This window comes from Vibrio sp. ZF57, from assembly GCF_001691235.1.
GTDB lineage: Bacteria > Pseudomonadota > Gammaproteobacteria > Enterobacterales > Vibrionaceae > Vibrio > Vibrio crassostreae_C.
Genome location: NZ_MAKD01000029.1, coordinates 1 through 24385, shown reverse-complemented (window position 1 = coordinate 24385; position 24385 = coordinate 1). Strand labels below are relative to the sequence as shown.

Annotated in this window: 19 protein-coding genes and 5 tRNA genes; 18 read left to right on the top strand and 6 right to left on the bottom strand. The window is 45.9% G+C overall.

Annotated features, from left to right (window positions below):
• The first annotated feature begins 141 nt into the window (after nt 1–141).
• The 11 genes from A6D97_RS03600 to A6D97_RS03550 all read left to right on the top strand — a co-directional run bounded on the left by A6D97_RS03600 (nt 142) and on the right by A6D97_RS03550 (nt 9698).
• Nucleotides 142–218: transfer RNA gene (locus tag A6D97_RS03600), tRNA-Arg, on the top strand.
• A 48-nt stretch (nt 219–266) separates the two neighbouring features.
• Nucleotides 267–342, top strand: a tRNA-His gene (locus A6D97_RS03595).
• Nucleotides 343–419: 77 nt separating this feature from the next.
• Nucleotides 420–496 (top strand) — tRNA-Pro (locus A6D97_RS03590).
• Between the two features lie 44 nt (nt 497–540).
• Nucleotides 541–616: transfer RNA gene (locus tag A6D97_RS03585), tRNA-His, on the top strand.
• Nucleotides 617–671: 55 nt separating this feature from the next.
• Nucleotides 672–748, top strand: a tRNA-Pro gene (locus A6D97_RS03580).
• An 890-nt stretch (nt 749–1638) separates the two neighbouring features.
• A complete protein-coding gene (locus A6D97_RS03575) occupies nt 1639–3366 on the top strand; it encodes an ABC transporter ATP-binding protein (RefSeq protein ID WP_017060132.1) in 1728 nt (575 codons plus the stop codon).
• A gap of 94 nt (nt 3367–3460) precedes the next feature.
• On the top strand, nt 3461–5014 hold the full coding sequence (locus A6D97_RS03570; RefSeq protein ID WP_017060133.1) for an ABC transporter substrate-binding protein: 1554 nt from the start codon (nt 3461–3463) through the stop codon (nt 5012–5014).
• Nucleotides 5015–5192: 178 nt separating this feature from the next.
• The gene (locus tag A6D97_RS03565; protein ID WP_048612413.1) at nt 5193–6170 is read left to right on the top strand and encodes an ABC transporter permease; all 978 of its coding nucleotides are present in this window, start codon (nt 5193–5195) and stop codon (nt 6168–6170) included.
• 2 nt (nt 6171–6172) lie between these two features.
• Nucleotides 6173–7111: an ABC transporter permease gene (locus tag A6D97_RS03560; RefSeq protein WP_017060135.1), complete on the top strand. Its 939-nt coding sequence runs from the start codon at nt 6173–6175 to the stop codon at nt 7109–7111.
• 187 nt (nt 7112–7298) lie between these two features.
• On the top strand, nt 7299–8258 hold the full coding sequence (locus A6D97_RS03555) for an SPOR domain-containing protein (RefSeq protein ID WP_065583841.1): 960 nt from the start codon (nt 7299–7301) through the stop codon (nt 8256–8258).
• Nucleotides 8259–8456: 198 nt separating this feature from the next.
• Entirely contained in the window at nt 8457–9698 is a 1242-nt protein-coding gene (locus A6D97_RS03550; protein WP_017070090.1) for an NADH:ubiquinone reductase (Na(+)-transporting) subunit B, read from the top strand.
• Between the two features lie 92 nt (nt 9699–9790).
• Here A6D97_RS03550 and A6D97_RS03545 read toward each other — a convergent pair whose 3' ends face one another.
• The 3 genes from A6D97_RS03545 to A6D97_RS03535 all read right to left on the bottom strand — a co-directional run bounded on the left by A6D97_RS03545 (nt 9791) and on the right by A6D97_RS03535 (nt 12557).
• Entirely contained in the window at nt 9791–10042 is a 252-nt protein-coding gene (locus A6D97_RS03545) for a DUF6482 family protein (protein WP_065583840.1), read from the bottom strand.
• Nucleotides 10043–10173: 131 nt separating this feature from the next.
• Nucleotides 10174–11529, bottom strand: a complete 1356-nt coding sequence (gene gorA / locus A6D97_RS03540) for a glutathione-disulfide reductase (protein WP_065583839.1) — start codon at nt 11527–11529, stop codon at nt 10174–10176.
• 188 nt (nt 11530–11717) lie between these two features.
• The gene (locus A6D97_RS03535) at nt 11718–12557 is read right to left on the bottom strand and encodes a 23S rRNA (adenine(2030)-N(6))-methyltransferase RlmJ (RefSeq protein ID WP_017060143.1); all 840 of its coding nucleotides are present in this window, start codon (nt 12555–12557) and stop codon (nt 11718–11720) included.
• Between the two features lie 279 nt (nt 12558–12836).
• On the opposite strand from A6D97_RS03535, the gene prlC reads away from it, so the two are divergent.
• The gene (gene prlC, locus A6D97_RS03530; protein WP_017063044.1) at nt 12837–14879 is read left to right on the top strand and encodes an oligopeptidase A; all 2043 of its coding nucleotides are present in this window, start codon (nt 12837–12839) and stop codon (nt 14877–14879) included.
• A 91-nt stretch (nt 14880–14970) separates the two neighbouring features.
• On the opposite strand, the gene asnC is transcribed toward prlC, so the two are convergent.
• A complete protein-coding gene (gene asnC, locus A6D97_RS03525) occupies nt 14971–15435 on the bottom strand; it encodes a transcriptional regulator AsnC (protein WP_008218581.1) in 465 nt (154 codons plus the stop codon).
• A 126-nt stretch (nt 15436–15561) separates the two neighbouring features.
• Between asnC and A6D97_RS03520 the strand changes: the two genes are divergently transcribed.
• From A6D97_RS03520 to A6D97_RS03510, 3 genes are all read left to right on the top strand, one after another.
• Complete coding sequence (locus A6D97_RS03520) at nt 15562–18684, top strand: EAL domain-containing protein (RefSeq protein WP_065583838.1); 3123 nt, start codon at nt 15562–15564, stop codon at nt 18682–18684.
• Between the two features lie 112 nt (nt 18685–18796).
• The gene (locus tag A6D97_RS03515) at nt 18797–19576 is read left to right on the top strand and encodes a class I SAM-dependent methyltransferase (protein ID WP_017063046.1); all 780 of its coding nucleotides are present in this window, start codon (nt 18797–18799) and stop codon (nt 19574–19576) included.
• A gap of 141 nt (nt 19577–19717) precedes the next feature.
• Complete coding sequence (locus A6D97_RS03510; protein WP_017060147.1) at nt 19718–20308, top strand: hypothetical protein; 591 nt, start codon at nt 19718–19720, stop codon at nt 20306–20308.
• Nucleotides 20309–20420: 112 nt separating this feature from the next.
• Here A6D97_RS03510 and A6D97_RS03505 read toward each other — a convergent pair whose 3' ends face one another.
• Nucleotides 20421–21299, bottom strand: a complete 879-nt coding sequence (locus A6D97_RS03505) for a carboxylate/amino acid/amine transporter (protein ID WP_017060148.1) — start codon at nt 21297–21299, stop codon at nt 20421–20423.
• A gap of 52 nt (nt 21300–21351) precedes the next feature.
• Nucleotides 21352–21786 carry a universal stress protein UspA gene (uspA, locus tag A6D97_RS03500; RefSeq protein ID WP_017060149.1) on the bottom strand — a complete coding sequence of 145 codons (435 nt, stop codon included), beginning with the start codon at nt 21784–21786 and terminating at the stop codon, nt 21352–21354.
• Between the two features lie 189 nt (nt 21787–21975).
• On the opposite strand from uspA, the gene ftnA reads away from it, so the two are divergent.
• From ftnA to A6D97_RS03485, 3 genes are all read left to right on the top strand, one after another.
• Nucleotides 21976–22503, top strand: a complete 528-nt coding sequence (gene ftnA, locus A6D97_RS03495; RefSeq protein ID WP_017066029.1) for a non-heme ferritin — start codon at nt 21976–21978, stop codon at nt 22501–22503.
• Between the two features lie 68 nt (nt 22504–22571).
• Nucleotides 22572–22895: a universal stress protein UspB gene (uspB, locus tag A6D97_RS03490; protein ID WP_009848060.1), complete on the top strand. Its 324-nt coding sequence runs from the start codon at nt 22572–22574 to the stop codon at nt 22893–22895.
• A 250-nt stretch (nt 22896–23145) separates the two neighbouring features.
• Complete coding sequence (locus tag A6D97_RS03485; RefSeq protein ID WP_050053166.1) at nt 23146–24339, top strand: NAD(P)/FAD-dependent oxidoreductase; 1194 nt, start codon at nt 23146–23148, stop codon at nt 24337–24339.
• Nucleotides 24340–24385 lie beyond the last annotated feature (46 nt).

The window sequence follows — 24385 nt, the reverse complement described above, 5'->3', positions numbered from 1 at the left end:
GCTGTGGCGGGTTGTAGTACTCAAATAAGGGGTTTATCACATATTAACTGTCGAAAAAGAGACCAAACAGAAAAAAAAGTTAAAAAAGTACTAGACGGCATTGGGTGATATACGTATTATTCCACTCCGCCGACAGGGCATGCGCCTGTAGCTCAGCTGGATAGAGCGTTGGCCTCCGGAGCCAAAGGCCGAAGGTTCGAATCCTTTCAGGCGCGCCATCCGGTCTCTTACTTCGGTAAGTGAGAAATTGGCAAAAAGAAATAATGGTGGCTATAGCTCAGTTGGTAGAGCCCTGGATTGTGATTCCGGTGGTCGCGAGTTCGAATCTCGTTAGCCACCCCATTCTTTCTTTACAAAATATCGGTAGCTTCGGCTTCCAGTGTTGATTCATTATTCCCAAGAGTCGATACAAAACTAGTCGGTGAATAGCGCAGCTTGGTAGCGCATCTGGTTTGGGACCAGAGGGTCGGGGGTTCGAATCCCTCTTCACCGACCACTATTTCAATAATCGCTTTTAAGCGGTTATATAAAAAATTAGTGGTGGCTATAGCTCAGTTGGTAGAGCCCTGGATTGTGATTCCGGTGGTCGCGAGTTCGAATCTCGTTAGCCACCCCATTAATTTTGGTAGCTTCTTTGAAGTTCCCAGTTTGAGAAATCAAACGAAACGTCTCGGTGAATAGCGCAGCTTGGTAGCGCATCTGGTTTGGGACCAGAGGGTCGGGGGTTCGAATCCCTCTTCACCGACCACCTTAAGAAGCCCTAGTCGAAAGACTAGGGATTTTTTACATCTGAAACTTAGATAACTTGAACAGAGTGGGGTTCGCCTGATGTTCAAAGAATGTCTCTTCACTGATCACTTAAGAAGCCTCAACTAGCCGTCCGCGTCAGAAATGACGGGGCTTCTTACATCTATCTCCCCTTCTTATATAAGACAGATTCCTAACGATCTGCTTGATAATGGTGCTGCTACAGAGTTGCTTTCTTTATCAAATGTACAGTTCTATATCTAATTTTATATAAATGGAGTGCTCAATAATTCGACATATTAATGGGTTTGGTCTAAAGACTTTTATGAAAAGTGAAACCTGACCCTAAATTTGCTCACTAAGGCCTGAATTTGACAGCTTTGTACGCATTTGGTCGTTCAAAAACTCCTCTGATTTATTAGGCCTTTCGTTTGTCTGTTTTGTATTTACCAAAATAATACAGATGGTTAAATGTATGGCTAATTAACGTTTATCTGGTTGTTTTATTTGTTCAAATTAACAAAATTAGCGCTTGTTTCTATAGTGTTAATTGTTTTTTGGAATAATTATTTGTTTTTAGTGACTGGTAGTGAGATCTGCTTTGAAGCACGGCTTTAACTCTACAAGTAAGTAGTGGTAAGGAGTTTGTGAGTATTTCTTGCCGATAATATAATGTTGATTTTTCTTACTATATGCTCTTTTGGTGAATAGTTATGTGGCACTTTTGCTTGCTAAGCGTTTAATGTCGACTTTTTATCCTATTTTTGTTGCTTTTCTGTGAATTATTTGCCAAATTGTCAACCGTATAAAATATCAGAACAATATTCTGGTAAGAATGGATTCAATTTTGCAGACAGGGCAGAAAGCTGCCAAAGCAGTAGAGGTCTGGTAATGTCACTTTTAGAAGTAAAAAATCTTCGTATCGAATACCCATCTCGTCATGGAGTTCACGCCGCAGTTAAATCACTTTCGTTCAACATTGAACGTGGTGAGATTGTTGGTGTTGTAGGCGAGTCTGGTGCAGGTAAATCAACAGTAGGTAATGCTGTGATCGATTTGCTGAGCCCTCCTGGCCGCATTGCTAGCGGCGAGGTATTTCTGGATGGCGAAAAAGTCTCTGGTTTATCTCCTGAACAGATGCGTTCTGTTCGCGGCTCAAAGATTGGTTTTATCTTCCAAGACCCAATGACTTCTCTTAACCCTCTATTCACAGTAGAACAGCAGTTAAAAGAGACGATTCATGCCAACATGAAGGTTTCGGATCAAGAAGCCTACCAGCGCTCATTAGACTTGATGAACCAAGTGGGTATCCCACAACCAGAAAACCGTTTAAAGCAGTACCCTCACCAATTCTCTGGCGGTATGCGTCAGCGTGTGGTTATCGCGATCGCATTGGCAGGTGAACCTGACCTAATCATCGCAGATGAACCAACAACAGCACTGGATGTTTCTATCCAAGACCAGATCTTGGGTTTGATTCGCGACCTATGTATTAAGAAGAACGTAGGTTGCATGTTGGTCACGCACGACATGGGCGTGGTATCTAACGTTACCGACCGCGTAGCCGTTATGTATCGTGGTGACTTAGTTGAGTTTGGCCCAACAGCGAAAGTTCTGGGTACTCCTGAGCACCCATATACACACAGTCTTATCTCTGCGGTTCCTCGTTCGGATCGCAAACTCGATCGTTTCCCTCTTGTTAGCTACATCGAAGAAGCACAAGAGATGGAACCATTGGATGTGAAGAACCACTGGTTAGGTCAAAGCCAAGATCACCGTGATTACACTGGCCCTCTGTTGAACGTTGAGAACGTAAACTTACGCTTTACTACCAAAGATTCTTTCTTTGAGAGCCGTCGTGAGTACGTTCAAGCATCAAACAACGTGAGCTTTGAAGTGCATGAAGGTGAGACGTTTGGTTTAGTAGGTGAATCAGGTTCAGGTAAATCAACGATTGCTCGTGTGATTGCTGGCTTGTACGCACCAAACTCAGGCAAGGTAACGTTTGAAGGCGTTGATCTTACTGGTCTGAAATCTGAAAAAGAACGTCGCCCTATGCGTCGTCAAATGCAGATGGTTTTCCAAAACCCTTACACATCAATGAACCCTCGAATGAAGATATTCGACATCATTGCTGAACCTATCCGATTCCATAAGCTTACTCGCAACGAAAATGAAACTCGTCAGATCGTGAACGACCTGCTAGAGCACGTGGGTTTAGGCAAAATGGCTGGGGTGAAGTACCCACACGAATTCTCAGGTGGTCAACGTCAGCGTATTTCTATCGCTCGCGCTTTGGCGACTCGCCCACGTCTTTTGATTTGTGATGAACCAACATCGGCACTGGACGTGTCGGTACAGGCTCAGATTCTTAACCTACTAAAAGACTTACAAGACGAGCTAAACCTAACCATGCTGTTCATCAGTCACGATCTACCGGTTATTCGCCAAATGTGTGACCGTGTTGGTGTGATGCAGATGGGGACATTATTGGAGGTTGCGCCAACGGAGCAGCTGTTCCAATCACCTCAGCATGAATACAGCAAACAACTGATTTCTTTAATGCCTGAATTTACAGGCTTAAGAGAAGAAAAAGCAGTGGCACAAGCCGCGGTATAAAAATCAGCAGGCTGGAGTTTAGCTTGCTAACAACAATAAACAGACGCAAATACAACAACTAGGGATCTGGATTCCCGCATGAAGGAGTTATGCAATGAAAACCATGAAAAGCAAATTAGCAGTAGCTTTAATGGCAGCTGGCCTAAGCTTTAGTGCAGCAGCAGCAGATATTACCGTTGGCTACGCAGCTGACCCAGTATCACTTGACCCGCACGAGCAGCTGTCTGGTGGCACACTGCAAATGTCTCACATGGTGTTTGACCCTCTAGTACGTTTCACTCAAGAGATGGATTTTGAAGGCCGCCTAGCATCTAGCTGGGAGCGTGTTGATGAAACGACTTTCCGCTTCAACCTACGTAAAGGTGTGAAATTCCACTCTGGTAACGAACTGACTGCTGATGATGTTGTGTGGACTTTTGAACGTCTACAAGCTTCTCCAGACTTTAAGTCTATCTTCACGCCATACGAAAAAATGGTAAAAGTGGATGACTACACAGTTGAGCTAGTATCAAAAGCGGCTTACCCACTAGTACTACAAACAGCAACTTACATCTTCCCAATGGACAGCAAGTTCTACTCTGGCCAAACAGCGGAAGGTAAAGACAAGTCTGAGCTAGTTAAGCACGGTAACTCGTTTGCTTCGACTAACGTTTCAGGTACTGGTCCATTTATCGTAACGCAGCGTGAGCAAGGCGTTAAAGTAACGTTCGAGCGTTTCAACGATTACTGGGACACAGAAACTGAAGGCAACGTAGACAAGCTAACACTTGTGCCAATCAAAGAAGACGCGACACGTGTTGCAGCACTTCTTTCTGGCGACGTTGATATGATTCACCCAGTAGCACCAAACGATCACAAGCGTGTTAAAAACGCTAAGAACATCGATCTAGTGACGCTACCTGGTACTCGTATCATCACGTTCCAAATGAACCAAAACAGCAACGAAGCACTTAAAGATGTTCGCGTTCGTCAGGCGATTGTTCACGCAATCAACAACGAAGGTATCGTTAAGAAGATCATGAAAGGCTTCGCAACAGCAGCTGGTCAGCAAAGCCCAACAGGCTACGCGGGTCACAACGAAGACCTAGTTCCTCGTTACGATCTGAAAAAAGCGAAAGAGCTGATGAAAGAAGCGGGCTACGAAGATGGCTTTACGCTAACTATGATGGCTCCAAACAACCGTTACGTGAACGATGCGAAAGTAGCGCAAGCGTCTGCGGCAATGCTGTCTAAGATTGGTATCAAAGTTGATCTTAAAACTATGCCTAAAGCACAGTACTGGCCTGAGTTTGACCTATGTTCAGCAGACATGATGATGATCGGCTGGCACTCAGATACAGAAGATTCAGCTAACTTCAACGAGTTCCTAACTATGACTCGTAACGAAGAGACTGGCCGTGGTCAATACAACTGTTCTGGCTACTCAAACCCAGAAATGGATGCGATCGTAGAAGCTTCTAACACTGAAACTGACCCAGTTAAGCGTGCTGAAATGCTGAAAGGCGTTGAAGCAACACTTTACAACGACGCAGCATTCGTACCGCTACACTGGCAAAGTGAAGCGTGGGGCGCGAAGTCTAACGTAGGTGCAGCAGACGTAGTAAACCCAATGGTTATGCCTTACTTCGGCGACCTAGTTGTAAAATAATCTAGCTTGCTAGAATCGAGAGCTTGAAGCTTTTCAGGCTCTCAAATTATTAAGATATAGATTTAAGTTTCGGTATTTGGTCTTCCTTCAGTCTGGCTAAATACCTTTTTTAAGACTGAATTTTGTTATCTAGTCGCGGATTTCGACTAGATAGTCATGGATAGATAAGGGGCAAGGAATGGTTACGTTTCTGGTCAAGCGCCTGTTTCAGGCACTGATAGTGATGTTTGTGATCAGTTTGGTGGCGTTTGCCATTCAGGATAACCTGGGCGACCCGTTGCGTGAGTTAGTCGGTCAATCTGTTTCAGAATCGGAGCGTCAAGCGCTGCGTGATGAACTCGGCTTAAATGATCCCTTCATTACAAAATACACTCGCTTTGTGGGCGCAGCTCTACAAGGTGATCTTGGTACTTCATATTTCTTTAAACGCCCTGCTGTGGACGTAATCTTAGACAAATTGGTCGCGACGCTTGAACTTGTGTTTGGCGCTTCTTTGATCATCGTTTGTCTGTCGATTCCACTCGGCGTTTATTCTGCAATACACCCAAAAAGCTTCTTCACCAAACTGGTGATGGCGGGCAGTAGTATCGGTATCTCGGTACCTGTTTTCTTAACCGCAATCATGCTGATGTATGTGTTCTCTATTGAACTCGGTTGGCTGCCGTCATTCGGACGTGGTGATACCGCAAACTGGTTTGGTTGGGAGTCTGGCTTCTTAACGCTCGATGGTCTTGCGCACTTAGTGCTGCCGAGTATTGCTCTGGCATCTATCATGCTGCCGCTATTCATTCGTCTAGTACGTTCTGAAATGCTAGAGGTTCTTAGCTCTGAATATATCAAGTTTGGTAAAGCAAAAGGCCTAGCGCTGAACAAGATTTACTACCAACACGCTTTGAAAAACACAATGCTGCCAGTACTAACGGTAGGCGGTGTTCAAATCGGTACTATGGTGGCTTACACCATTCTTACTGAAACTGTATTCCAGTGGCCGGGTACCGGCTTCCTATTCCTTGAAGCGATTAACCGAGTGGATACACCACTGATTACCGCATACGTTATCTTCGTTGGCCTGATCTTCGTAGTAACTAACACCATTGTTGACCTGCTATACGGCATCATTAACCCAACAGTGAACATCACAGGGAAAGGAGCATAATCATGGAACAAACAACAACAGCTCCATCTCGTTGGGAGCGATTCAAGCAGTCAGACATTCTGTACTACTTCTTACGTGACAAAGTGGCAATGGTGAGCTTCGCTATCTTTGCAGCTTTCCTTGTTATGGCATTAGCGGCACCTATTCTAGCGCCAACAGACCCGTATGACGTGACGTCTATCGACATCATGGATTCTGAGTTGCCACCATCTTGGATGGAAGACGGCGAAGAACGCTTCCTACTGGGTACTGATGAGCAGGGTCGTGACATCTTATCTACGATGCTTTACGGCTCGCGTCTGTCATTGACGATCGGTTTCCTAGCGGTAGGTCTTCAGCTGACTCTCGGTATCATCATTGGCTTGTCTGCAGGTTACTTCGGTGGTCGTATTGATAGCTTCCTGATGCGTTTTGCCGATGTTCAGCTTTCGTTCTCAACCATGATGGTTGCGATCATTGTCTCGGCCATCTTTAAGGCGAGTTTCGGTAGTGACTTCTACGCGCAATATGCGGTTGTTATGCTGGTGGTGATCATCGGTATTGCTGAATGGCCGCAGTATGCTCGTACGATTCGTGCATCGGTATTGGCAGAGAAGAAGAAAGAGTACGTAGAAGCGGCACGTGTGATGGGCTTTAGAGCGCCTCGCATCATGTTCCGCCATATTCTGCCTAACTGTTTATCACCGATTTTGGTTATCTCTACGGTACAGGTGGCAAATGCCATCATGTCAGAAGCGGCACTTTCTTTCCTCGGTTTAGGTCTTCCGGTAGACCAACCGTCACTCGGTGCCCTGATCAGTACTGGTTTTAACTACATTTTCTCAGGAGCATGGTGGATCACAGCATTCCCAGGTGTGCTTTTGGTAACATTGGTTCTCGTTATTAACCTATTAGGCGACTGGTTACGTGACGTGTTTAACCCGAAAATTTATAAAGGGTGATAGCCCGGTTTGATTTTTAGTAAAAAAAGTCACTAAATTAAGAGCCGTAAGCAATTACGGCTCTTTTTTTGCTTAATGGATCTGGAACTTAGTATTATTGACAGTGTCAATAATAGTTAAAATGGAATTCATGTTTTATCGACATAGATTCGGTAATAATTAGCCCGCAAGGGTTTAAGTGGTGGTTATGAAATTGACAATGAATGCTGTATGTCGTGCTGTGACGAGAAATTATCGTATGGGACTTATCGCTGCATCTCTTTTGGTATCGAGCCAAGTGAATGCAGAGTCGGTTCTATGTGATGCAACTCAGGCAAGCACCAACCAATTACCACAGCTAGAGCAATCATGTCCGATCGGTAAGGGCGTGTGGGGCAGTAAAGCACCAAAACGTCATTCAGATAACGAGCTGTTTTGGGTTCAATGTGGTCTGCTGAATAAGCCTTTGTCACTGAACCGAGCAAAGCCCCTATATGAGAAGATCTCGACCAACGTTTGGATGAAGCCTGAAGGCGGAGACTATCGTTGCTTAATCGGACCTTATTCTACCTTCTCTGATGCGAGAAAAGACTTAGCTCAGGTGCGCAAGGTTCCCGGTTATGGTGAAGCCTTTATTCGCATGGTCGATAAGTCGAAAACCTCATCACAGCCTATCGTTGCAAAACCGGCAGAGCCAAAAATGGTTAAGCCTAAGGCCCCTGTAAAACCAAAACCTGCTCCGAAACCTGTGGCTGCGAAGCAAGCGGCAGCGGTAACGAGTGCTGCAGCTATTCAGACGACGCTACCAAGCGGTAACGCGAGTTCAGACAATGATCTAGAGATCGAGATTCGCGTGAAAGCAGACATTGCGGGTAGCCAATATGCTATTCCTTACCTTCTAGATCATCAACAACAGTTCTACATGGAGCAAGGTAAGCCTTGGAGCCGCCTAGATTACGATAGCGCTGAATTGGTGTGTAATCAGGTCAACATGAAGCTGATGAGTGAGAAGCAATGGCAAAGCATCTTGAGCTCAAAGGTTATGGAAAAACAGAACTGGCCAATGCATCTCCCTTATTGGGGCGCAGATAAGAAAGGTCTGTTTACCAACGGTAACGTCAACCAGTTGAAAGGTTCTTCATTGCTTAATGTGATGTGCGTTAAGTAACGACGACCGTTACCAAACCAAATAAGCCTCAGCCATTGCTGGGGCTTTGTTGTTTATACGCCTCTCTTTTTCAACATCGGTTCGACTTTTAGACACTCGTTCTTCAAGACGAATTTGATTAAAAATCGTTAAAAATTGTTCAAATAGTACGGTTGATGCGTAGAAAACCATAACTCAAGCAATAAGGTGATTGAGATTATGAGTTTAAAAAAACGATTAGAAGACGTGGCTCCACGCTTTGAAGCCGGTGGTAAGTACGAAAAGCTCTACCCAGTGTATGAAGCTTTCGCGACAATATTCTATACACCCGGAAACGTAAACCGCGGCATAACCCATGTTCGTGACAGCATTGACCTAAAGCGCATTATGATTTTGGTGTGGTTGGCGACCTTCCCGGCAATGTTCTGGGGAATGTATAACGTCGGACACCAAAGCGTTCTCGCACTCACATCCAGTTATCAATTAAATGAACTTGCCTCGGTTATCGAGAGTAGCTGGCGTCTGTCGTGGGCATTTGGTGATGCGCAGTCATTGATGGCAAGTGGCTGGGCAAGTCAGATGTTGCTTGGTGCACTCTATTTCCTACCCGTTTATGCCACGGTGTTTGTAGTAGGTGGCGTCTGGGAGGTACTGTTTGCTGTCGTTCGTAAGCACGAAGTTAATGAAGGTTTTTTTGTTAGCTCTGTGCTGTTTGCACTCATCCTCCCGCCAACCATCCCGCTTTGGCAAGCCGCGTTAGGTATCACCTTTGGTATTGTTGTCGCCAAAGAGTTATTCGGCGGCACAGGGCGAAATTTCCTTAACCCAGCCCTTGCAGGACGCGCGTTCCTTTACTTTGCCTATCCCGCCAACATGTCCGGTGGGCTTGTGTGGGTTGCAGCTGACGGCTATTCAGGCGCGACACCGCTGAGTCAATGGTATGAGGGGGGCAGCCCGTCACTAATCAATAATATGACTGGCGAGGCGATCACCTGGATGGATGCCTTTATCGGTAATATTCCAGGTTCGATGGGTGAGGTGTCGTCACTGCTGATCATGCTGACGGGGTTGATTTTGATTGTGATGAAGATAGCGTCTTGGCGCATTGTCGCCGGTGTGATTGTCGGCCTTGTCGTGACGTCGAGTTTACTGAACTGGATAGGGTCGGATACTAACTCGATGTTTTCGATGCCGTTTTACTGGCACTTTGTGTTGGGTGGTGTTGCCTTTGGTACCTTCTTCATGGCAACAGACCCTGTATCTGCCGCGTTTACCAATCAGAGTAAATGGGCCTATGGGATTTTGATCGGCGTGATGACGGTCGGTATTCGAGTGCTTAATCCAGCCTACCCAGAGGGCATTATGCTGGCTATCTTGTTCGCCAACCTGTTCGCTCCGCTATTCGACTTTGTAGTGAAAGAGCAGAACATTAAACGAAGACTTAAACGGACATCGCGCTAATCTAGGTGATTAAAAGTGAAAGTGACTCCCATAAGAAAGGCTTGCATTGATGCAAGCCTTTCAATTTTTATCGAGATTGATTTGAGGTTGATTTAACTCCACTTCAAATCAATCTCGAAAGGCTGTGTGCTACCACAATGCTCACCACACATCTCGTCGTAGGCACTGTTGTGAACCAACATTGCCGATGCTACGCCTCGATCGCTAAAGTGGTCGCGCGCTTGGTTAACACTTAAAAACTTCATTGGGTGCTGTTGGTCGTTTTTGATTAACTGCTTTTGCTCGCCAATAATTTGGTAAGCCAAGTAGATCCCGCCTTCAAATGATTCAATTAGTAGATTCATCACAAACTCCATTGCTGTTCTAGATAGGTCAGTATCTGTGTTACGTGGAGTTGAGGGGTAAGGTTCAAGAGTGGACATAAAAAAAGCAGGCACAAGGCCTGCTTTTAAGAGATATCAACAAATAGTGTTGATTATCTCATCGTTACGAACTCTTCGCTGCCCGTTGGGTGAATCGCCACAACAGAGTCGAAGTCTGCTTTGGTTGCGCCCATCTTCATTGCAACGCCGAAGCCTTGAATCATTTCATCAACAGTGAAACCGATGCCGTGTAGGCCAACTACAGTCTCTTCTTCGCCAGCACATACTAGTTTCATCTTACAAGGTTGACGGTGCTTGGTTACTGCTGTGTACATTGCCGTGAAGCCCGACGTGTAAACCTTGATGTTGTCTTTGCCGTATTGCTCTTCAGCTTCTTGAGTCGTTAGACCAATTGTACCGATAGGCGGGTGGCTGAATACAACAGTAGGAACTAGCTTGTAGTCCATCTTCGCGTTTGTTTGGCCGTTGAATAGGCGCTCTGAAAGCTGACGACCTGCTTTAACAGCGACAGGTGTTAGCTCGATACCGCCTTCCATGATGTCACCAACACAATAGATGCCAGGAACGTTAGTCGCTTGGAACTCGTCTACCTTGATGTAGCCACGATCGTTAGTCTCAACGCCAGTAGATGCTAGATTGATAGCGTCAGTCGCTGGGTGGCGACCGATCGCCCAGATTAAGTGGTCAACGTTTTGAGTGTTGCCGTTCTCTAGGTGTAGAGTCAGCGTACCGTCCGCTTCTTTCACCACTTCTTTAGGCACGGAGTGCGTGTGAAGTGTTGGACCTTCTGCTTCCATTACTTCTACTAGCGTTTCGATGATCATTGGATCAAAGCTACGTAGTGGAGATTCTTTACGGCAGAACAAGTGTGTTTCTGTGCCAAGTGCGCTTAGTACGCCTGCGATCTCAACAGCAATGTAGCCCGCGCCGATAACAGCAACACGTTTAGGTTGCTCCATTAGGTCGAAGAAACCGTTTGAATCGATGCCGTATTCTGCGCCAGGGATGTTTGGAATGGTTGGACGACCACCTACTGCGATCAGAATATGATCAGCGGTGTAGTGTTCACCGTTAACTTCAACAGTCTTCTCGTCAACGAACTTAGCAAAGCCTTTGATTACGTTTACTTTGTTGTTACCAAGAACGCGATCGTAAGATTGGTGGATACGACCAATGTACGCTTGGCGGTTTTCTATTAATTTGCTCCAGTTGAAGCCTTTTACGTCAACGTCGAAGCCGTAATCTTCAGAGTATAGGTTGATCGCTTCAGCAACTTGAGCGCCGTGCCACATTACCTTTTTAGGAACACAACCAACGTTTACACAAGTACCACCAAGGTCTTGAGCTTCGATAAGTGCAACCTTTGCACCGTGCATTGCTGCGCGGTTTGCTGATGCGATGCCGCCTGAACCGCCGCCGATACAGATGTAATCAAAATGAGTCGCCATTACTTTCTCCATTTATTGAAGGCTGTGGGTACAGTGAGCGCACTGAACACCTACGTCCTATAGATTCTTAAATTGTATAATTATTATATTGAGGGCAGATCGGTTGAACTCAATCTCCCTGTTTAAAATTTATTCGTGTACGTCACAATCTGCTTAATATTTGTCAGAGCATGACGTTAAGTTCGAGATTACTCGGGTACGATCCACTCTACTTTGAAGTGACCGGTCGCCGGCGCAATTGCTTCCTTCAAGAATGGAAGAATCTCTTTCATTTGGCTTTCTAGCTTCCAAGGCGGGTTAATCACGATCATGCCTGATGCCGTCATGCCACGCTCGTTGGTGTCTGGTGATACGCCAAGTTCGATTTGTAGAATCTTGTTGATGCCTAAGCCTTCGAGACCTTCGATCATATCTTCGATATCACAGCGATTTACTACCGGGTACCAAATTGCGTAGATACCGGTTGCCCAGCGCTTGTGGCTTTGAGCGATTGCAGTCACGACATCACGGTACTCTTTTGCCAGCTCGTAAGGCGGATCGATCAGTACTAAACCACGACGTTCTTTTGGTGGCAGGCTGCCCTTTAAGCGCTTAAAACCATCTTCTTTGTAGATAGATACCTGACGATCACGGTGGAACTCTTGCTCAAGCAGCGGGTGATCGGCTGGGTGAAGCTCAGTCAGTACCATGCGGTCTTGGTCACGCAGGTGTGCACGTGCAACACGTGGAGAACCCGGGTAGTAACGCAGTTTCTCGCCATTATTGAGAATGGAAATAGACTCAAGGTAGCTTTGAATGTCTTCAGGAAGGTCTGTTTGCTCCCACACACGAGCAATACCTTGCTTGTATTCACCGGTTTTTTCAGACCATTCATGCGTTAAGTCGTAACGACCTACACCAGAGTGAGTGTCATGATAAACAAAAGGCTTATCCTTTTGTTTCAAAGAATTAAGAATAAGGCTCTGTACGATATGCTTTACTACGTCGGCATGGTTACCTGCGTGGAAGCTGTGGCGATAACTTAACAAATTAAACTCTCGTAACACTCTCGAATTAGAGTGTGGTTAGTGTAGGTGGGGTTAATCAGACTATTATAACCCTCAATGGACCATAAATTCTCGAACAATTCAGGGACAGTCGTCAGCTATCTGCAGTTAGTTATTGGTTCTACTATTGAAATTTGCCTTTATGGGCACTATTTAATAACTATTCGCAGGTGATTTTTTAGGGCGAACTTTAGCCTGATGACTGTAAGACGACCTCATTACAAAAAAGACGAAAGTCTCTAAAGCCAAAGGAATGTTTATATGTCTAATCCGCTATTAACCTTCACGGACTTACCTCCGTTTTCACAGATCAAGCCAGAGCACGTAAAGCCTGCAGTTGAGCAAGTGATTGAAGCGTGTCGCAACAAGATAGAACAAGTACTTGAAGGTAATACTTCACCAAGCTGGGACAACCTAGTTGCTCCAATTGAAGAAGTGGATGATCGTTTAGGTCGCATTTGGTCACCTGTAAGCCATATGAACTCTGTCGTGAACAGTGACGAACTGCGTGAAGCGTATGAGAGCTGCTTACCTGTGCTATCTGAATACGGCACTTGGGTTGGCCAACACAAAGGCTTGTTCGAAGCGTATAAAGCGATCAAGGCGAGTGAAGCATTCTCTGCACTGAACCGAGCTCAACAAAAAACTATTACCGACGCACTGCGCGACTTTGAATTGTCGGGCATTGGCTTACCTGCAGATGAACAGCATCGTTACGGCGAGATCAGCAAGCGCCAGTCTGAGTTAGGCTCTCAATTCTCAAATAACGTGCTTGATGCAACCATGGGTTGGAGCAAGCAGATCACAGACGTAGCTGAGCTGGCAGGTATGCCTGAATCAGCACTGGCGGCAGCTCAAGCGGCGGCTGAGTCTAAAGAGCAAGAAGGCTACCTACTGACTTTAGATATCCCATCATACCTACCTGTGATGACCTACTGTGATAACCAAGAACTGCGTAAAGAGCTTTATGAAGCGTACGTAACGCGCGCTTCAGATCGCGGTCCAAACGCAGGTAAGTGGGACAACACTGAGATCATCACCGAGCAACTTAAGCTGCGCCACGAGATCGCGCGCATGCTTGGTTTCAGTACTTACAGCGAAAAATCACTGTCGACTAAGATGGCTGAGACGCCAGATCAGGTTCTTGGCTTCCTGAACGACCTAGCAGTAAAAGCAAAACCACAAGGTGAGCGTGAAGTTGAAGAGCTGCGTCAGTTTGCAGAGAAAGAGTTTGGTGTTTCTGAGCTAAACCTATGGGACATCGCTTACTACAGCGAAAAGCAGAAGCAGAACCTGTTCGAGATCTCTGATGAAGAGCTTCGCCCATACTTCCCTGAATCGAATGTGGTTTCAGGCCTGTTTGAGGTGCTTAACCGTGTGTTTGGTATGTCGGTAACAGAGCGTGAAGGTGTCGACACATGGCATGACTCTGTGCGCTTCTTTGATATCTTTGATGCGACAGGTGCACTGCGCGGTAGCTTCTACCTAGATTTATACGCACGTGAGCACAAACGTGGCGGCGCTTGGATGGATGACTGTCGTGGTCGTCGTATTACTGAATCTGGCGAGCTACAAACGCCCGTCGCTTACCTAACGTGTAACTTCAACAAGCCAGTTGGTGATAAGCCAGCACTGTTTACTCATGATGAAGTCGTGACTCTGTTCCACGAGTTTGGCCACGGTATCCACCACATGCTAACGCAAGTAGAAGCGGGCGCAGTTGCGGGTATCAATGGTGTGCCTTGGGATGCGGTTGAGCTACCAAGTCAGTTCCTAGAAAACTGGTGTTGGGAAGAAGAAGCGCTGTCGTTCATCTCTGGTCACTTCGAAACGGGTGAAGCGCTACCAAAAGAGATGCTAGAGAAGATGCTAGCGGCGAAGAACTTCCAATCTGCGATGTTTATCCTGCGTCAGCTAGAGCTTGGTTTGTTCGATTTCACGCTACACACAGAATACGACCCTGAAGTGGGTGCTCGCGTACTAGAAACGCTAGCGGATGTTAAGTCTAAGGTGTCGGTACTGCCAAGCCTAGATTGGAACCGTTTCTCACACAGCTTTGGTCACATCTTTGCTGGTGGTTACAGCGCGGGCTACTACAGCTACCTGTGGGCAGAAGTGCTATCGGCAGATGCGTTCTCAGCATTTGAAGAAGAGGGTATCTTCAACACTGAAACGGGTAATCGCTTCCTGAACAACATCCTTGAAATGGGTGGCAGTGAAGAGCCAATGGAGCTGTTCAAACGCTTCCGTGGTCGTGAGCCACAAATCGACGCAATGCTGCGCCACGCGGGAATCAACGCATAATCACGGTAACTATCTAGTTTATTGCGAAAAGAGCCTCTAGTTAGAGGCTCTTTTTTTGTCTGTGCGTTATGCCAAGCAAGGCGAATCAATGTTATGGATTCACATTGCGGTTGATAGGGTTCTGCAATGAAATCAGTGTCTCTGTCGACTGAACTTCATCGATCGCTTGCAGCTTATCGATCAATACAAACTGCAGCTCTTCTATCGACTTACACATCAGCTTTACAAAGATATTGTAAGCACCAGTGGTGTAGTACGCCTCAACCACTTCGTCTAAGGCATTCAGCTTAGCGATCGCCGAGTGGTAATCTTTGGCAGCATTAAGGTTGATGCCAATAAAGCAACACACGTCGTAACCCAGTTTTTTGGTGTTTACCACAACTTCCGTTCGCTCGATAATGTCTGCCGATCTCATCTTTTCGATGCGAACGTGAATCGTCGCAGGGCTGACATCGAACTGCTTTGCCATTTCAGCGTAAGGAGTTCGTGCATCTTCCATCAAGGTTTTGAGAATGGCACGGTCTAGATCATCTAGACGAGCTGTGGTTGTGGACATGCATAATCCTTAGGTTGAATGAAAAACATACCGGCTTGAGTACACATCATAGCCAAGGGTGATAATATTAGCAGTAACTATAGGGTTAGGGTGAATTCAGTGCGATTTTCGTTATTTTTTATTGTGATGTGTTGGAGTGTTTTTGCTTCAGCTCAGGCAAAAGATGTGTTGGTTATTCACTCTTATCATCAAGGCTTTTTCTGGACAGATGATTTCCATAAAGGACTATCTGATGAGCTCGATCGCGATGGGTTATCTTACCGGGTTGTTTATCTCGATACCAAGCTAACTCAAAACGCTGAATACTTAGAGCGAATTTATCAGCTATACCGCACTAAGCTGTCGCATAAAGAGTTTGCCGCTGTAGTCGTCAGTGATAATAACGCCCTCAATCTGATGAAACGCTTAGCGCCCGAACTCAATGGCACGCCCGTTATTTTTGGTGGCATCAACAATTTTTCTCCGCAAATGATTGAAGGCTTGCACGCAACCGGTATCACTGAAGATATTGATATGGCGAGCAATATTGAGCTGATCAATCGACTTCAATCGACGGTTAAAAAAGTTTACGTGGTTACCGATCACTCGGTAACGGGTGAAGCTATTCGCGCTCAAGTGGATTTATTTCTACAAAAACGCCCTGAGTTTTCTGGGATGGTGGAGCAATATACGCCTGATTCTTATCAAGAACTGATGACGTTCGCGCAACGCGCTGATCTAACTAAAAGCTTGTTGTTCTGGGCCTACTACCGCGACATCAATGGTCGGGTCAGCAGCAAAGAAGACTGGCGTCAGCTCAACAAAAAAACTCAGATGCCATTGTATATTGTGCATGATTTAGGACTTGGGTTTGGTGCGATTGGTGGCGTGATCCACAGTGGAGAAACGCAAGGTCGAGACACGGGGCGCGTGCTGTTGAGCGTGCTGAATAATCCTAAGGCTCCATTGCCATTGGTGGTTGCTGGCGCGCCAGAAATCAAACTCGATTACCAACAGATCTCACGTTGGGATTTGGGTGCAGAGAATGAAGCCTCAGTAACCTTCCTCAATAAGCCGAAGTCATTCTTAATGCGCTATCGCGATGAAATTCGCACCATCGGTTTAATGTTCTTGAGCATGTCGTGTGTTATCGCGGTGTTGGTGTATTACCTTAACCGTCTGAAGAAGAGCGAACGTGCAAGTCGCCAAAGCCAACGACTGTTGGAGTCGATATTTGATCAGAGCCTGCAATTTATGGGCATCATTGATAAGGGTGGCGTGCTGCTGTCGAGTAACAGCAAGTTACATGAGCTGCTTTATAATCAAGGCTATAAACTGGGAACGCCGCTGCAACAACACCAACATTGGGAAAGTTCTGCGCGAGAAGTACTAGCCGAATATTTCATCGCAAAAAGTGAGCACCCAGCCTTACGATTTGAAGCCGAGGTGTGGTGTCGAGATCGCGGTGCGATGGTGTTGGATATTTCATTGAAGCCGATGCCGGGCAGTGAAGACGAAGACATTCAGTTTCTTTTTGAGGCGCGCGACGTGACCTCACGTAAGCTTGCTGAGAATAAGCTGTTCCAACGTGAAGCAAACTTGAAGCTGTATTACGACAAACAGCCGGTGATGATGATTACGCTCGATGGCAATAATCGCATTCAACAAGTGAACCAGTTTGCCGAAGAGCTTTTGGGATACCCTCTCGATCAGTTGTTGGGCCATCGCCCTAGAGAATTCTATGTTGATGAGAACGCGATGATTCCTCGTCATATCTTGCTGCAACCTCAGCATAAGATTCGTGGTGTGTGGCGTCGTGATATCGAATATCGCCATGCCGACGGCAGCAAGAGCTGGATTCGTGAAAATATCCGCCCGTTGGTGGAGTCTGATCAGCTGTTGATTGTGGGTGAAGACATCACCGAAACGCACGAGCTTTCTGAAAAGCTAGAGTATCAGGCTCGCTATGACCTACTGACTGACACCTTTAACCGCAACCACTTTGAGCAAGAGCTGCAAAAGGCGCTGAAAGAAGTTGAGAGCCACATGCGAACTCACGCAATGTTGTTCCTAGATTTGGATCAGCTGAAAGTGCTGAACGATACCGCAGGACATGAAGCGGGTGATGCTGCGATCTTGTTTAGCGCCAAACTGCTAGAAGACGTACTGCCTTACAATGCGGTGTTAGCGCGAATGGGTGGTGATGAGTTTGCTGTGCTGATGAAAGACTGTACTGAACGAGATGCGGTGAATGTGTGTCGCAGTATTATCTCGATGATGAGTGAGAATCCATTCTTGTGGGATGATATTCGACTCAACCTGACGTGCTCTATCGGTATTCGATTGATCGACCATACAGCAGCTTCACCACAGATGGTGCACGCTCAGGCGGATGCAGCTTGTCATGCCGCTAAAGAAGAAGGTCGCAATCGCTATCATCTTTACCATCAAGATGATGAAGACCTGCGTCGTCGCCATCTTGAGATGGAGTGCGTTAACCTAGTGCATGAGGCCTTGGCTAACGATCGCTTAGAGTTGTTTGCGCAGCGAATTCTTGGCCTAGATGAAGACAGCGATAAAATGCACTTTGAAATCTTGGTCCGCATCAAGAACATCCAAGGGGAATACATCTCCCCGGGGATCTTCATGCCAGCCTCAGAGCGTTATAACATCGCGCATTTGATTGACCGCCAAGTCGTCAGTCAAACCTTGGGTTGGTTGGAGCAACGCCCTGAGGTTATTGAGGAACTGGGGATGTGTTCAATCAATCTTTCCGGTCACTCGATGGGTAACCGTGAGTTTGTCGAATTTTTGATAGATAGCCTGAGCGATTCATCGATACCGTGTCATAAGATTTGTTTAGAGATCACCGAAACAGCGGCCATGAGTAACATGAAGCAGGCGATCAAGTTCTTCACTCGAATCAAAGAGCTTGGCTGCATGATTGCATTGGATGATTTTGGCTCAGGGCTATCGTCATTTGGCTATCTGAAAAAGCTGCCTGTCGATATTGTGAAGATCGATGGCTTGTTTGTACGTGATATTGATGTGAATGAGATGGACCATGTGATGGTTCGCTCGATCAATGATCTTGCCAAGCAGATGGGCAAGCACACCGTGGCTGAGTTCGTTGAAAATACCCAGATTATCGACAAGCTTATCGAACTGGGTGTGAACTACGCGCAGGGCTACATCATAGGGCGACCTAAGCCACTCGCAGAGCTTGTTGAAGAGTTAAGACAAGAGCGAGAGACAGAGCCATTGGTTTAGGTAAGCCGACTTTAGCTGGGAATACTTTTCACCGCTAATATGTATTGTTGAGGCAATCAGGTAAACTGGTTGCCTCTTTTGTTTTGAATACTACTGTCTGTTGGAGACGACCTTGCAACTACAACTGATTTGCGAAGATGCTACCCAAATCGATCATTTGAATGACTTAGCGACCCGCTGGAACTTATCTCATGATGAAAGCAGCGATTTTGCTTTGGTACTGACTAGTGAGCGACTTGAGCTACGTAAAGTCGATGAGCCCAAGCTTGGCGCTATCTTTGTTGATTTAGTGGGAGGCGCAGTTGGTCACCGACGTAAGTTTGGCGGTGGTAAAGGTCAGGCGATTGCCAAAGCAGCTGGTTTAAACAAAGGCGCAACGCCAACTATTCTTGATGGTACTGCAGGCTTAGGGCGCGATGCGTTTGTGTTGGCTTCTCTAGGTTGTAAGGTGCAAATGGTCGAGCGTCACCCCGTTGTGGCCGCACTGCTTGATGATGGCTTGCAGCGAGCGCAACAAGACCCAGATATCGGTGGTTGGGTAACTGAACGCATGAAGTTGATTCACGCATCCAGTCACGATGCTTTAGACAAGCTCAGTAACGATCCTGACTTTGAACAACCTGATGTGGTGTACCTCGACCCTATGTACCCACACCCAGAGAACAAAAAGAAATCGGCTCTGGTCAAAAAAGAGATGCGCGTATTCCAATCTTTGGTGGGTGCCGATCTGGATGCTGATGGCCTATTTGAGCCAGCGATGAAGTTGGCATCGAAGCGAGTTGTGGTTAAAAGACCGGATTACGCTGCTTGGTTAGACGAACAAAAACCGAGCATGGCGATTGAAACCAAAAAGAACCGTTTTGACGTCTATGTGAAAGCATCAATGACTTAATTGAAGCATCAATAACTTAGATACACGCTAAGAAAATTTCCCGTCATAAATACGATAAATTGCCATTTAACACTTGCGATAGTCGCGTTACAGATGTATATCTAACTAAGAATCATTATTATTCTTAGCTGGAGTTGAAGCATGGCTAAACGCTTTTGTAAGTTAAACCGTCGAGATATCACCGAACACTTGGGCGAGATCCACAGCTTGGTGACTGAACCTAAGTTCGTGTGTCGTTCTTGCGCGCGTTCTTCGGCGGATCAAGCGAATCTATGCAAACCCACCGCAATTCCACCTCTTGGTTGTCAAAACAAACCCGTTGAAGAGAAAGTCGCATGCGGCCTGCTAGCGGAAACATTACCTGCACCAGAACTGTCGCTTGCGGAAATCAACGAGGCAATTGAACCGAGCGTACAAATGTTCGATCCAGCCGCCGCTGATATGGCCCCTGAGCTTGCCAAAAAAGAAGCCGCACAGAAAAAAGCCAAGCTGAAAAAACTGATGGCGAAGGCGAGCGGTGATGAGAAAGCTGAACTCAAACAAGCGAAGAAAGCGGCGAAGAAACAAGAGAAGTACAATAAGAAACTGGCGAAGATGATTAAGAAGCAGCAAAAGCTGTTTAAGAAAAGTCAGAAGCTGGAAAGTGAATTGGAACGAATCAACCTACAACTTGATGATGTTGCCTTCACTGAAACCAAGACTCAGGTAGTGAGCCACAATCAAATCCACTGAAGTTGATTTGAATGGTTTATTGCTACAGCGATGATTTAAAAAGAGCGACCTTAGGTCGCTCTTTTGCTTTTTGGGGCTATCCGAGCTGACTCATGTAGCTCGTTCAAATCAGCTAAGCGTTGCTTGCGGATCTTGCTACGCGCTTCTTCACCCAAGTCTCATTGACGAATAAAGAGAATAAGATAACGGCGCCACCAATAGACAAGCGAACCAAATCGACATCTCTGTTCCAAATCAGGATATTCACCACCAGACCAGCAGGAACCAAGGCATTGTTCATCACTGCCAGCGCGCCAGCATTCACCATGCACGCGCCTTTATTCCACATAAAGTAACCCAGCCCCGACGCAATCAAGCCAAGGTAGATCAGGATTCCCCATTGAAGTGTGGTGGTGGGCAGTTTCTCTGGGTTGCCTAGTAGCATGAAAGCCACTGACGCGACACATAGCGCCCCTAAGTAGAAGTAACCAAATACGGTTCGCTGAGGCAACTCGGTCGATTCCTTCTCCATCACCACCTTGTAGCCCACCTGACCAATAGCAAAGCACAGGTTCGCGCCTTGCACGACGAGGAAGCCGACTAAAAAGTTTTCGTTAATACCTGCGAACTTAATGAATACCGCGCCCAATACCGCAATTGCCGCTGTCACTAGGTACCACGGAGAGAATTGCCCTTTGAGAAAGTCATAAATAAGCGTGACGTAAATTGGCGTGAAAACGGTAAACAAAAGGACTTCAGGAACGGATAGCAGTAAGAAAGATTGATAGTAGAAGCAGTACATCAGACCAAGCTGGATACCACCAATTGCCATCAATTTAGCGATCAGCTTACGCGATACGCCGCGAAACTTTAGGAAAGGAAGAAATACGACGCCGGCAAGGGCAACACGCATTAAAACAGAGAACCAAGAATCAACCTGACCCGCAAGGTAAACGCCGATCAGGCTAAAGGAGAAGGCCCATAGGAGGGTAACACCAGCTAAATAGCTCATAGTAAAACTTCGTTAATAAGATATGAGCTGTATGTTACCTAACCTTAAATCATTAGTCTTCTGAATCTCTTAGAGGCACGACCAGCATATCAACCGGAGAGGCGTTGATCAGTTGGCGTGTTGAAGAGAGCAGCTTGCTCCAGAAATCTTGATGGTGACCGCAAACCACGAGATCAACATTGAACTCGTTGATGGTGTCACACAGCTCATGACTCAAATCACCACTGCCTACTAGGGTATGGGTGATCGGGTATTGGGCGTGCTCCGCAAAATTTTGCAGCTGAATACGAGACGCTTCCATCGCGTTGTGCTGGGTTTCGGCCATGTTGATATCAATCAGGCCGGTATACAGCTCTGCGTAGTTAATATCGATATGGATAAAAGAGACTTTGGCTTCCAATGGCTTAGCCAATGCTACCGCTTTATCCACAATTAATTTGCTGTCTTCTGATAAATCGACCGCGACCAAAATATGTTTGTAACTCATATCGCTACCTCCTTTATTCATTGTCTGATTTAAGATTAGCACTATGCGATGGTTTTTTTTGCTGAAGTGATCTCATATCCACTGTCTTGCGTAATGACAGCTCGAAATATTGGTTAACTAATGGCCTGCGAGATATTCATTAAATAGTGATATAGTAGAGAAAATTGAGGATGTAATTAGGAGTCTTAAATGCTGTCAAAAACTATGGTTGAGCAACTGAATGATCAAATTAACCTAGAATTTTTCTCATCCAATCTATACTTACAAATGAGTGCTTGGTGTGAAGACAAAGGATTTGAAGGTGCAGCAGAGTTTCTGCGTGTTCATGCAGTAGAAGAAATGGAACATATGCAGCGTCTTTTCACTTACGTAAGCGAAACAGGTGCAATGCCAATTCTGGGTGCGATTGAAGCACCGAAACACGAATTCGAAAGCCTTGGTGCAGTGTTCCGTGAAACTTATGAACATGAGCAGATGATTACTGAAAAGATCAACAAACTGGCTCACGTTGCTTTCAGCACACAAGACTACTCAACCTTTAACTTCCTGCAATGGTACGTTGCAGAGCAACACGAAGAAGAGAAGTTGTTTAAAGGTGTATTGGATAAGCTAGAGCTTGTTGGTGAAGACGGTAAAGCACTGTTCTTTATTGATAAAGACCTAGCGCAATTGGCAAAAGATGGTTCATCTTCAATTATGGAAGCTCCTGCCGTTTAGGTAGTACGAAAAAGACACTGATTATCTTTTTCTTTTGAGTTTTCTTATGAAGATGTAGGGAGGAAAGGATGATCAGCGGCGACACTATTCTATTTGCACTAATGGTTGTGACTTGCGTGAACTGGGCGCGTTATTTTACTGCGCTAAGAACGCTCATTTATATTATGCGAGAAGCGCATCCTCTACTTTATCAACAAGTAGACGGAGGCGGTTTTTTCACAACCCATGGCAATATGACCAAACAGGTTCGCCTGTTCAGTTACATCAAAAGCAAAGAGTATCACCATCATCATGACGAAGTTTTTACTTCGAAGTGCGATCGCGTAAGACAGTTATTCATACTCTCTTCCGCTCTGCTAGGTGTAACCTTGCTGTCTTCTTTCATCGTCTAAGTTTTTTAGTACGTGTGAAGTAGAGTTTAGGTTTTGGTGTGAGGCTTTGGTTGTTGGTTCGCTAAGCCAAGTAGTGGTTTTGCTGCTGTCTGCAAATTGTACAATTGAACATCAATTGCAAAGTTTAAAATTGCCGCTAAAATAGCGAGCAATTAGTAAGGATGTGCTGTTTATGCACATCCTTTTTTATTGATGGCATTTCGAGAACAGGGTGTACTCGGGCTGCAAAAGTGAAGAAAAGCAGAACCACATGAGTGAAAAATTTGATGTAATCGTAATTGGTGCGGGCGCCGCAGGCTTAATGTGTGCTGCGGAAGCGGGTAAACGCGGCCGACGAGTGCTGGTGGTTGATCATGCAAAGAAACCAGGCAGAAAAATTTTAATCTCAGGTGGCGGTCGTTGTAATTTCACTAACTATGATGTTTCAGCCAACAACTTCCTGTGTAACAACCCTCATTTCGTGAAGTCAGCTTTATCTCAATACACCAACTGGGATTTTATCTCGATGGTGAGCAAGTACGGTATTGAGTTCGAAGAGCGAGACCACGGCCAATTGTTCTGTGTAAATGACCACACTGCAAAAGACATCGTGAGCATGCTGCTTGACGAGTGTAAGCAGGCGAAAGTTGAACAACGCTACCGTTGTGATGTTCACTCCATCGAAAAAACAGACGCTGGCTTTAAGATGCACCTTAATACCGACGAAGTTGAGTGTGACTCACTTGTCGTGGCGACGGGCGGTTTATCGATGCCGAAACTAGGTGCGACGCCATTTGGCTATAAGATTGCCGAGCAGTTTGGCTTGTCTGTGATGCCGACTACAGCCGGTTTGGTGCCATTTACTCTGCATAAAGAAGACAAAGAAGCCTTTGCTGAGCTTTCAGGAATCGCGATTCCTGCCGAGATCACCGCGCAAGACGGAACCTTGTTCAAAGAAGCGTTGCTGTTTACTCACCGCGGCCTATCGGGTCCTTCAGTTCTGCAAATTTCTTCTTTCTGGAAAGCGGGTCAGTCGGTTTCGATTAATCTAGTACCTGAAGTCGATGTGGCTGAACTGCTGGCTAACTCTCGCGAGAAGCACCCAAATCAGAGCCTGAAAAACACCTTGGCGAAAGCACTGCCGAAGCGTTTTGTTGAAGTGTTGATTGACCGCAAAGAGCTGGAAGACAAGCCGCTCAAGCAGTTCAATGAAAAACAGCTGAATGACATCGTAGAGCATCTAGAAAACTGGAAAATCGCGCCAAACGGCACCGAAGGTTACCGTACTGCCGAAGTAACTCTAGGTGGCGTGGACACCAATCACCTATCTTCAAAAACCATGGAATGTAAGAGCGTGTCTGGCCTCTATTTCATTGGTGAAGTGATGGACGTAACCGGTTGGTTAGGCGGCTATAATTTCCAATGGTGTTGGAGTTCTGGCTTTGCAGCAGGTCAGTGGGTTTAAGCTTACCCATAGATTCTAAATTATATAAAAATGGCGAGTCATACGA

Excerpts from the sequence above, each read along its gene's own strand:
- uspA (WP_017060149.1), bottom strand. The coding sequence starts at position 21,786 with ATGAGTTACAAACATATTTTGGTCGCGGTCGATTTATCAGAAGACAGC.
- uspB (WP_009848060.1), top strand. The coding sequence starts at position 22,572 with ATGATCAGCGGCGACACTATTCTATTTGCACTAATGGTTGTGACTTGC.
- A6D97_RS03510 (WP_017060147.1), top strand. The coding sequence starts at position 19,718 with ATGGCTAAACGCTTTTGTAAGTTAAACCGTCGAGATATCACCGAACAC.
- A6D97_RS03550 (WP_017070090.1), top strand. The coding sequence starts at position 8,457 with ATGAGTTTAAAAAAACGATTAGAAGACGTGGCTCCACGCTTTGAAGCC.
- A6D97_RS03555 (WP_065583841.1), top strand. The coding sequence starts at position 7,299 with ATGAAATTGACAATGAATGCTGTATGTCGTGCTGTGACGAGAAATTAT.
- A6D97_RS03565 (WP_048612413.1), top strand. The coding sequence starts at position 5,193 with ATGGTTACGTTTCTGGTCAAGCGCCTGTTTCAGGCACTGATAGTGATG.
- A6D97_RS03575 (WP_017060132.1), top strand. The coding sequence starts at position 1,639 with ATGTCACTTTTAGAAGTAAAAAATCTTCGTATCGAATACCCATCTCGT.
- A6D97_RS03505 (WP_017060148.1), bottom strand. The coding sequence starts at position 21,299 with ATGAGCTATTTAGCTGGTGTTACCCTCCTATGGGCCTTCTCCTTTAGC.
- asnC (WP_008218581.1), bottom strand. The coding sequence starts at position 15,435 with ATGTCCACAACCACAGCTCGTCTAGATGATCTAGACCGTGCCATTCTC.
- gorA (WP_065583839.1), bottom strand. The coding sequence starts at position 11,529 with ATGGCGACTCATTTTGATTACATCTGTATCGGCGGCGGTTCAGGCGGC.
- A6D97_RS03485 (WP_050053166.1), top strand. The coding sequence starts at position 23,146 with ATGAGTGAAAAATTTGATGTAATCGTAATTGGTGCGGGCGCCGCAGGC.
- prlC (WP_017063044.1), top strand. The coding sequence starts at position 12,837 with ATGTCTAATCCGCTATTAACCTTCACGGACTTACCTCCGTTTTCACAG.
- A6D97_RS03560 (WP_017060135.1), top strand. The coding sequence starts at position 6,173 with ATGGAACAAACAACAACAGCTCCATCTCGTTGGGAGCGATTCAAGCAG.
- A6D97_RS03545 (WP_065583840.1), bottom strand. The coding sequence starts at position 10,042 with ATGAATCTACTAATTGAATCATTTGAAGGCGGGATCTACTTGGCTTAC.
- ftnA (WP_017066029.1), top strand. The coding sequence starts at position 21,976 with ATGCTGTCAAAAACTATGGTTGAGCAACTGAATGATCAAATTAACCTA.
- A6D97_RS03520 (WP_065583838.1), top strand. The coding sequence starts at position 15,562 with ATGTGTTGGAGTGTTTTTGCTTCAGCTCAGGCAAAAGATGTGTTGGTT.
- A6D97_RS03570 (WP_017060133.1), top strand. The coding sequence starts at position 3,461 with ATGAAAACCATGAAAAGCAAATTAGCAGTAGCTTTAATGGCAGCTGGC.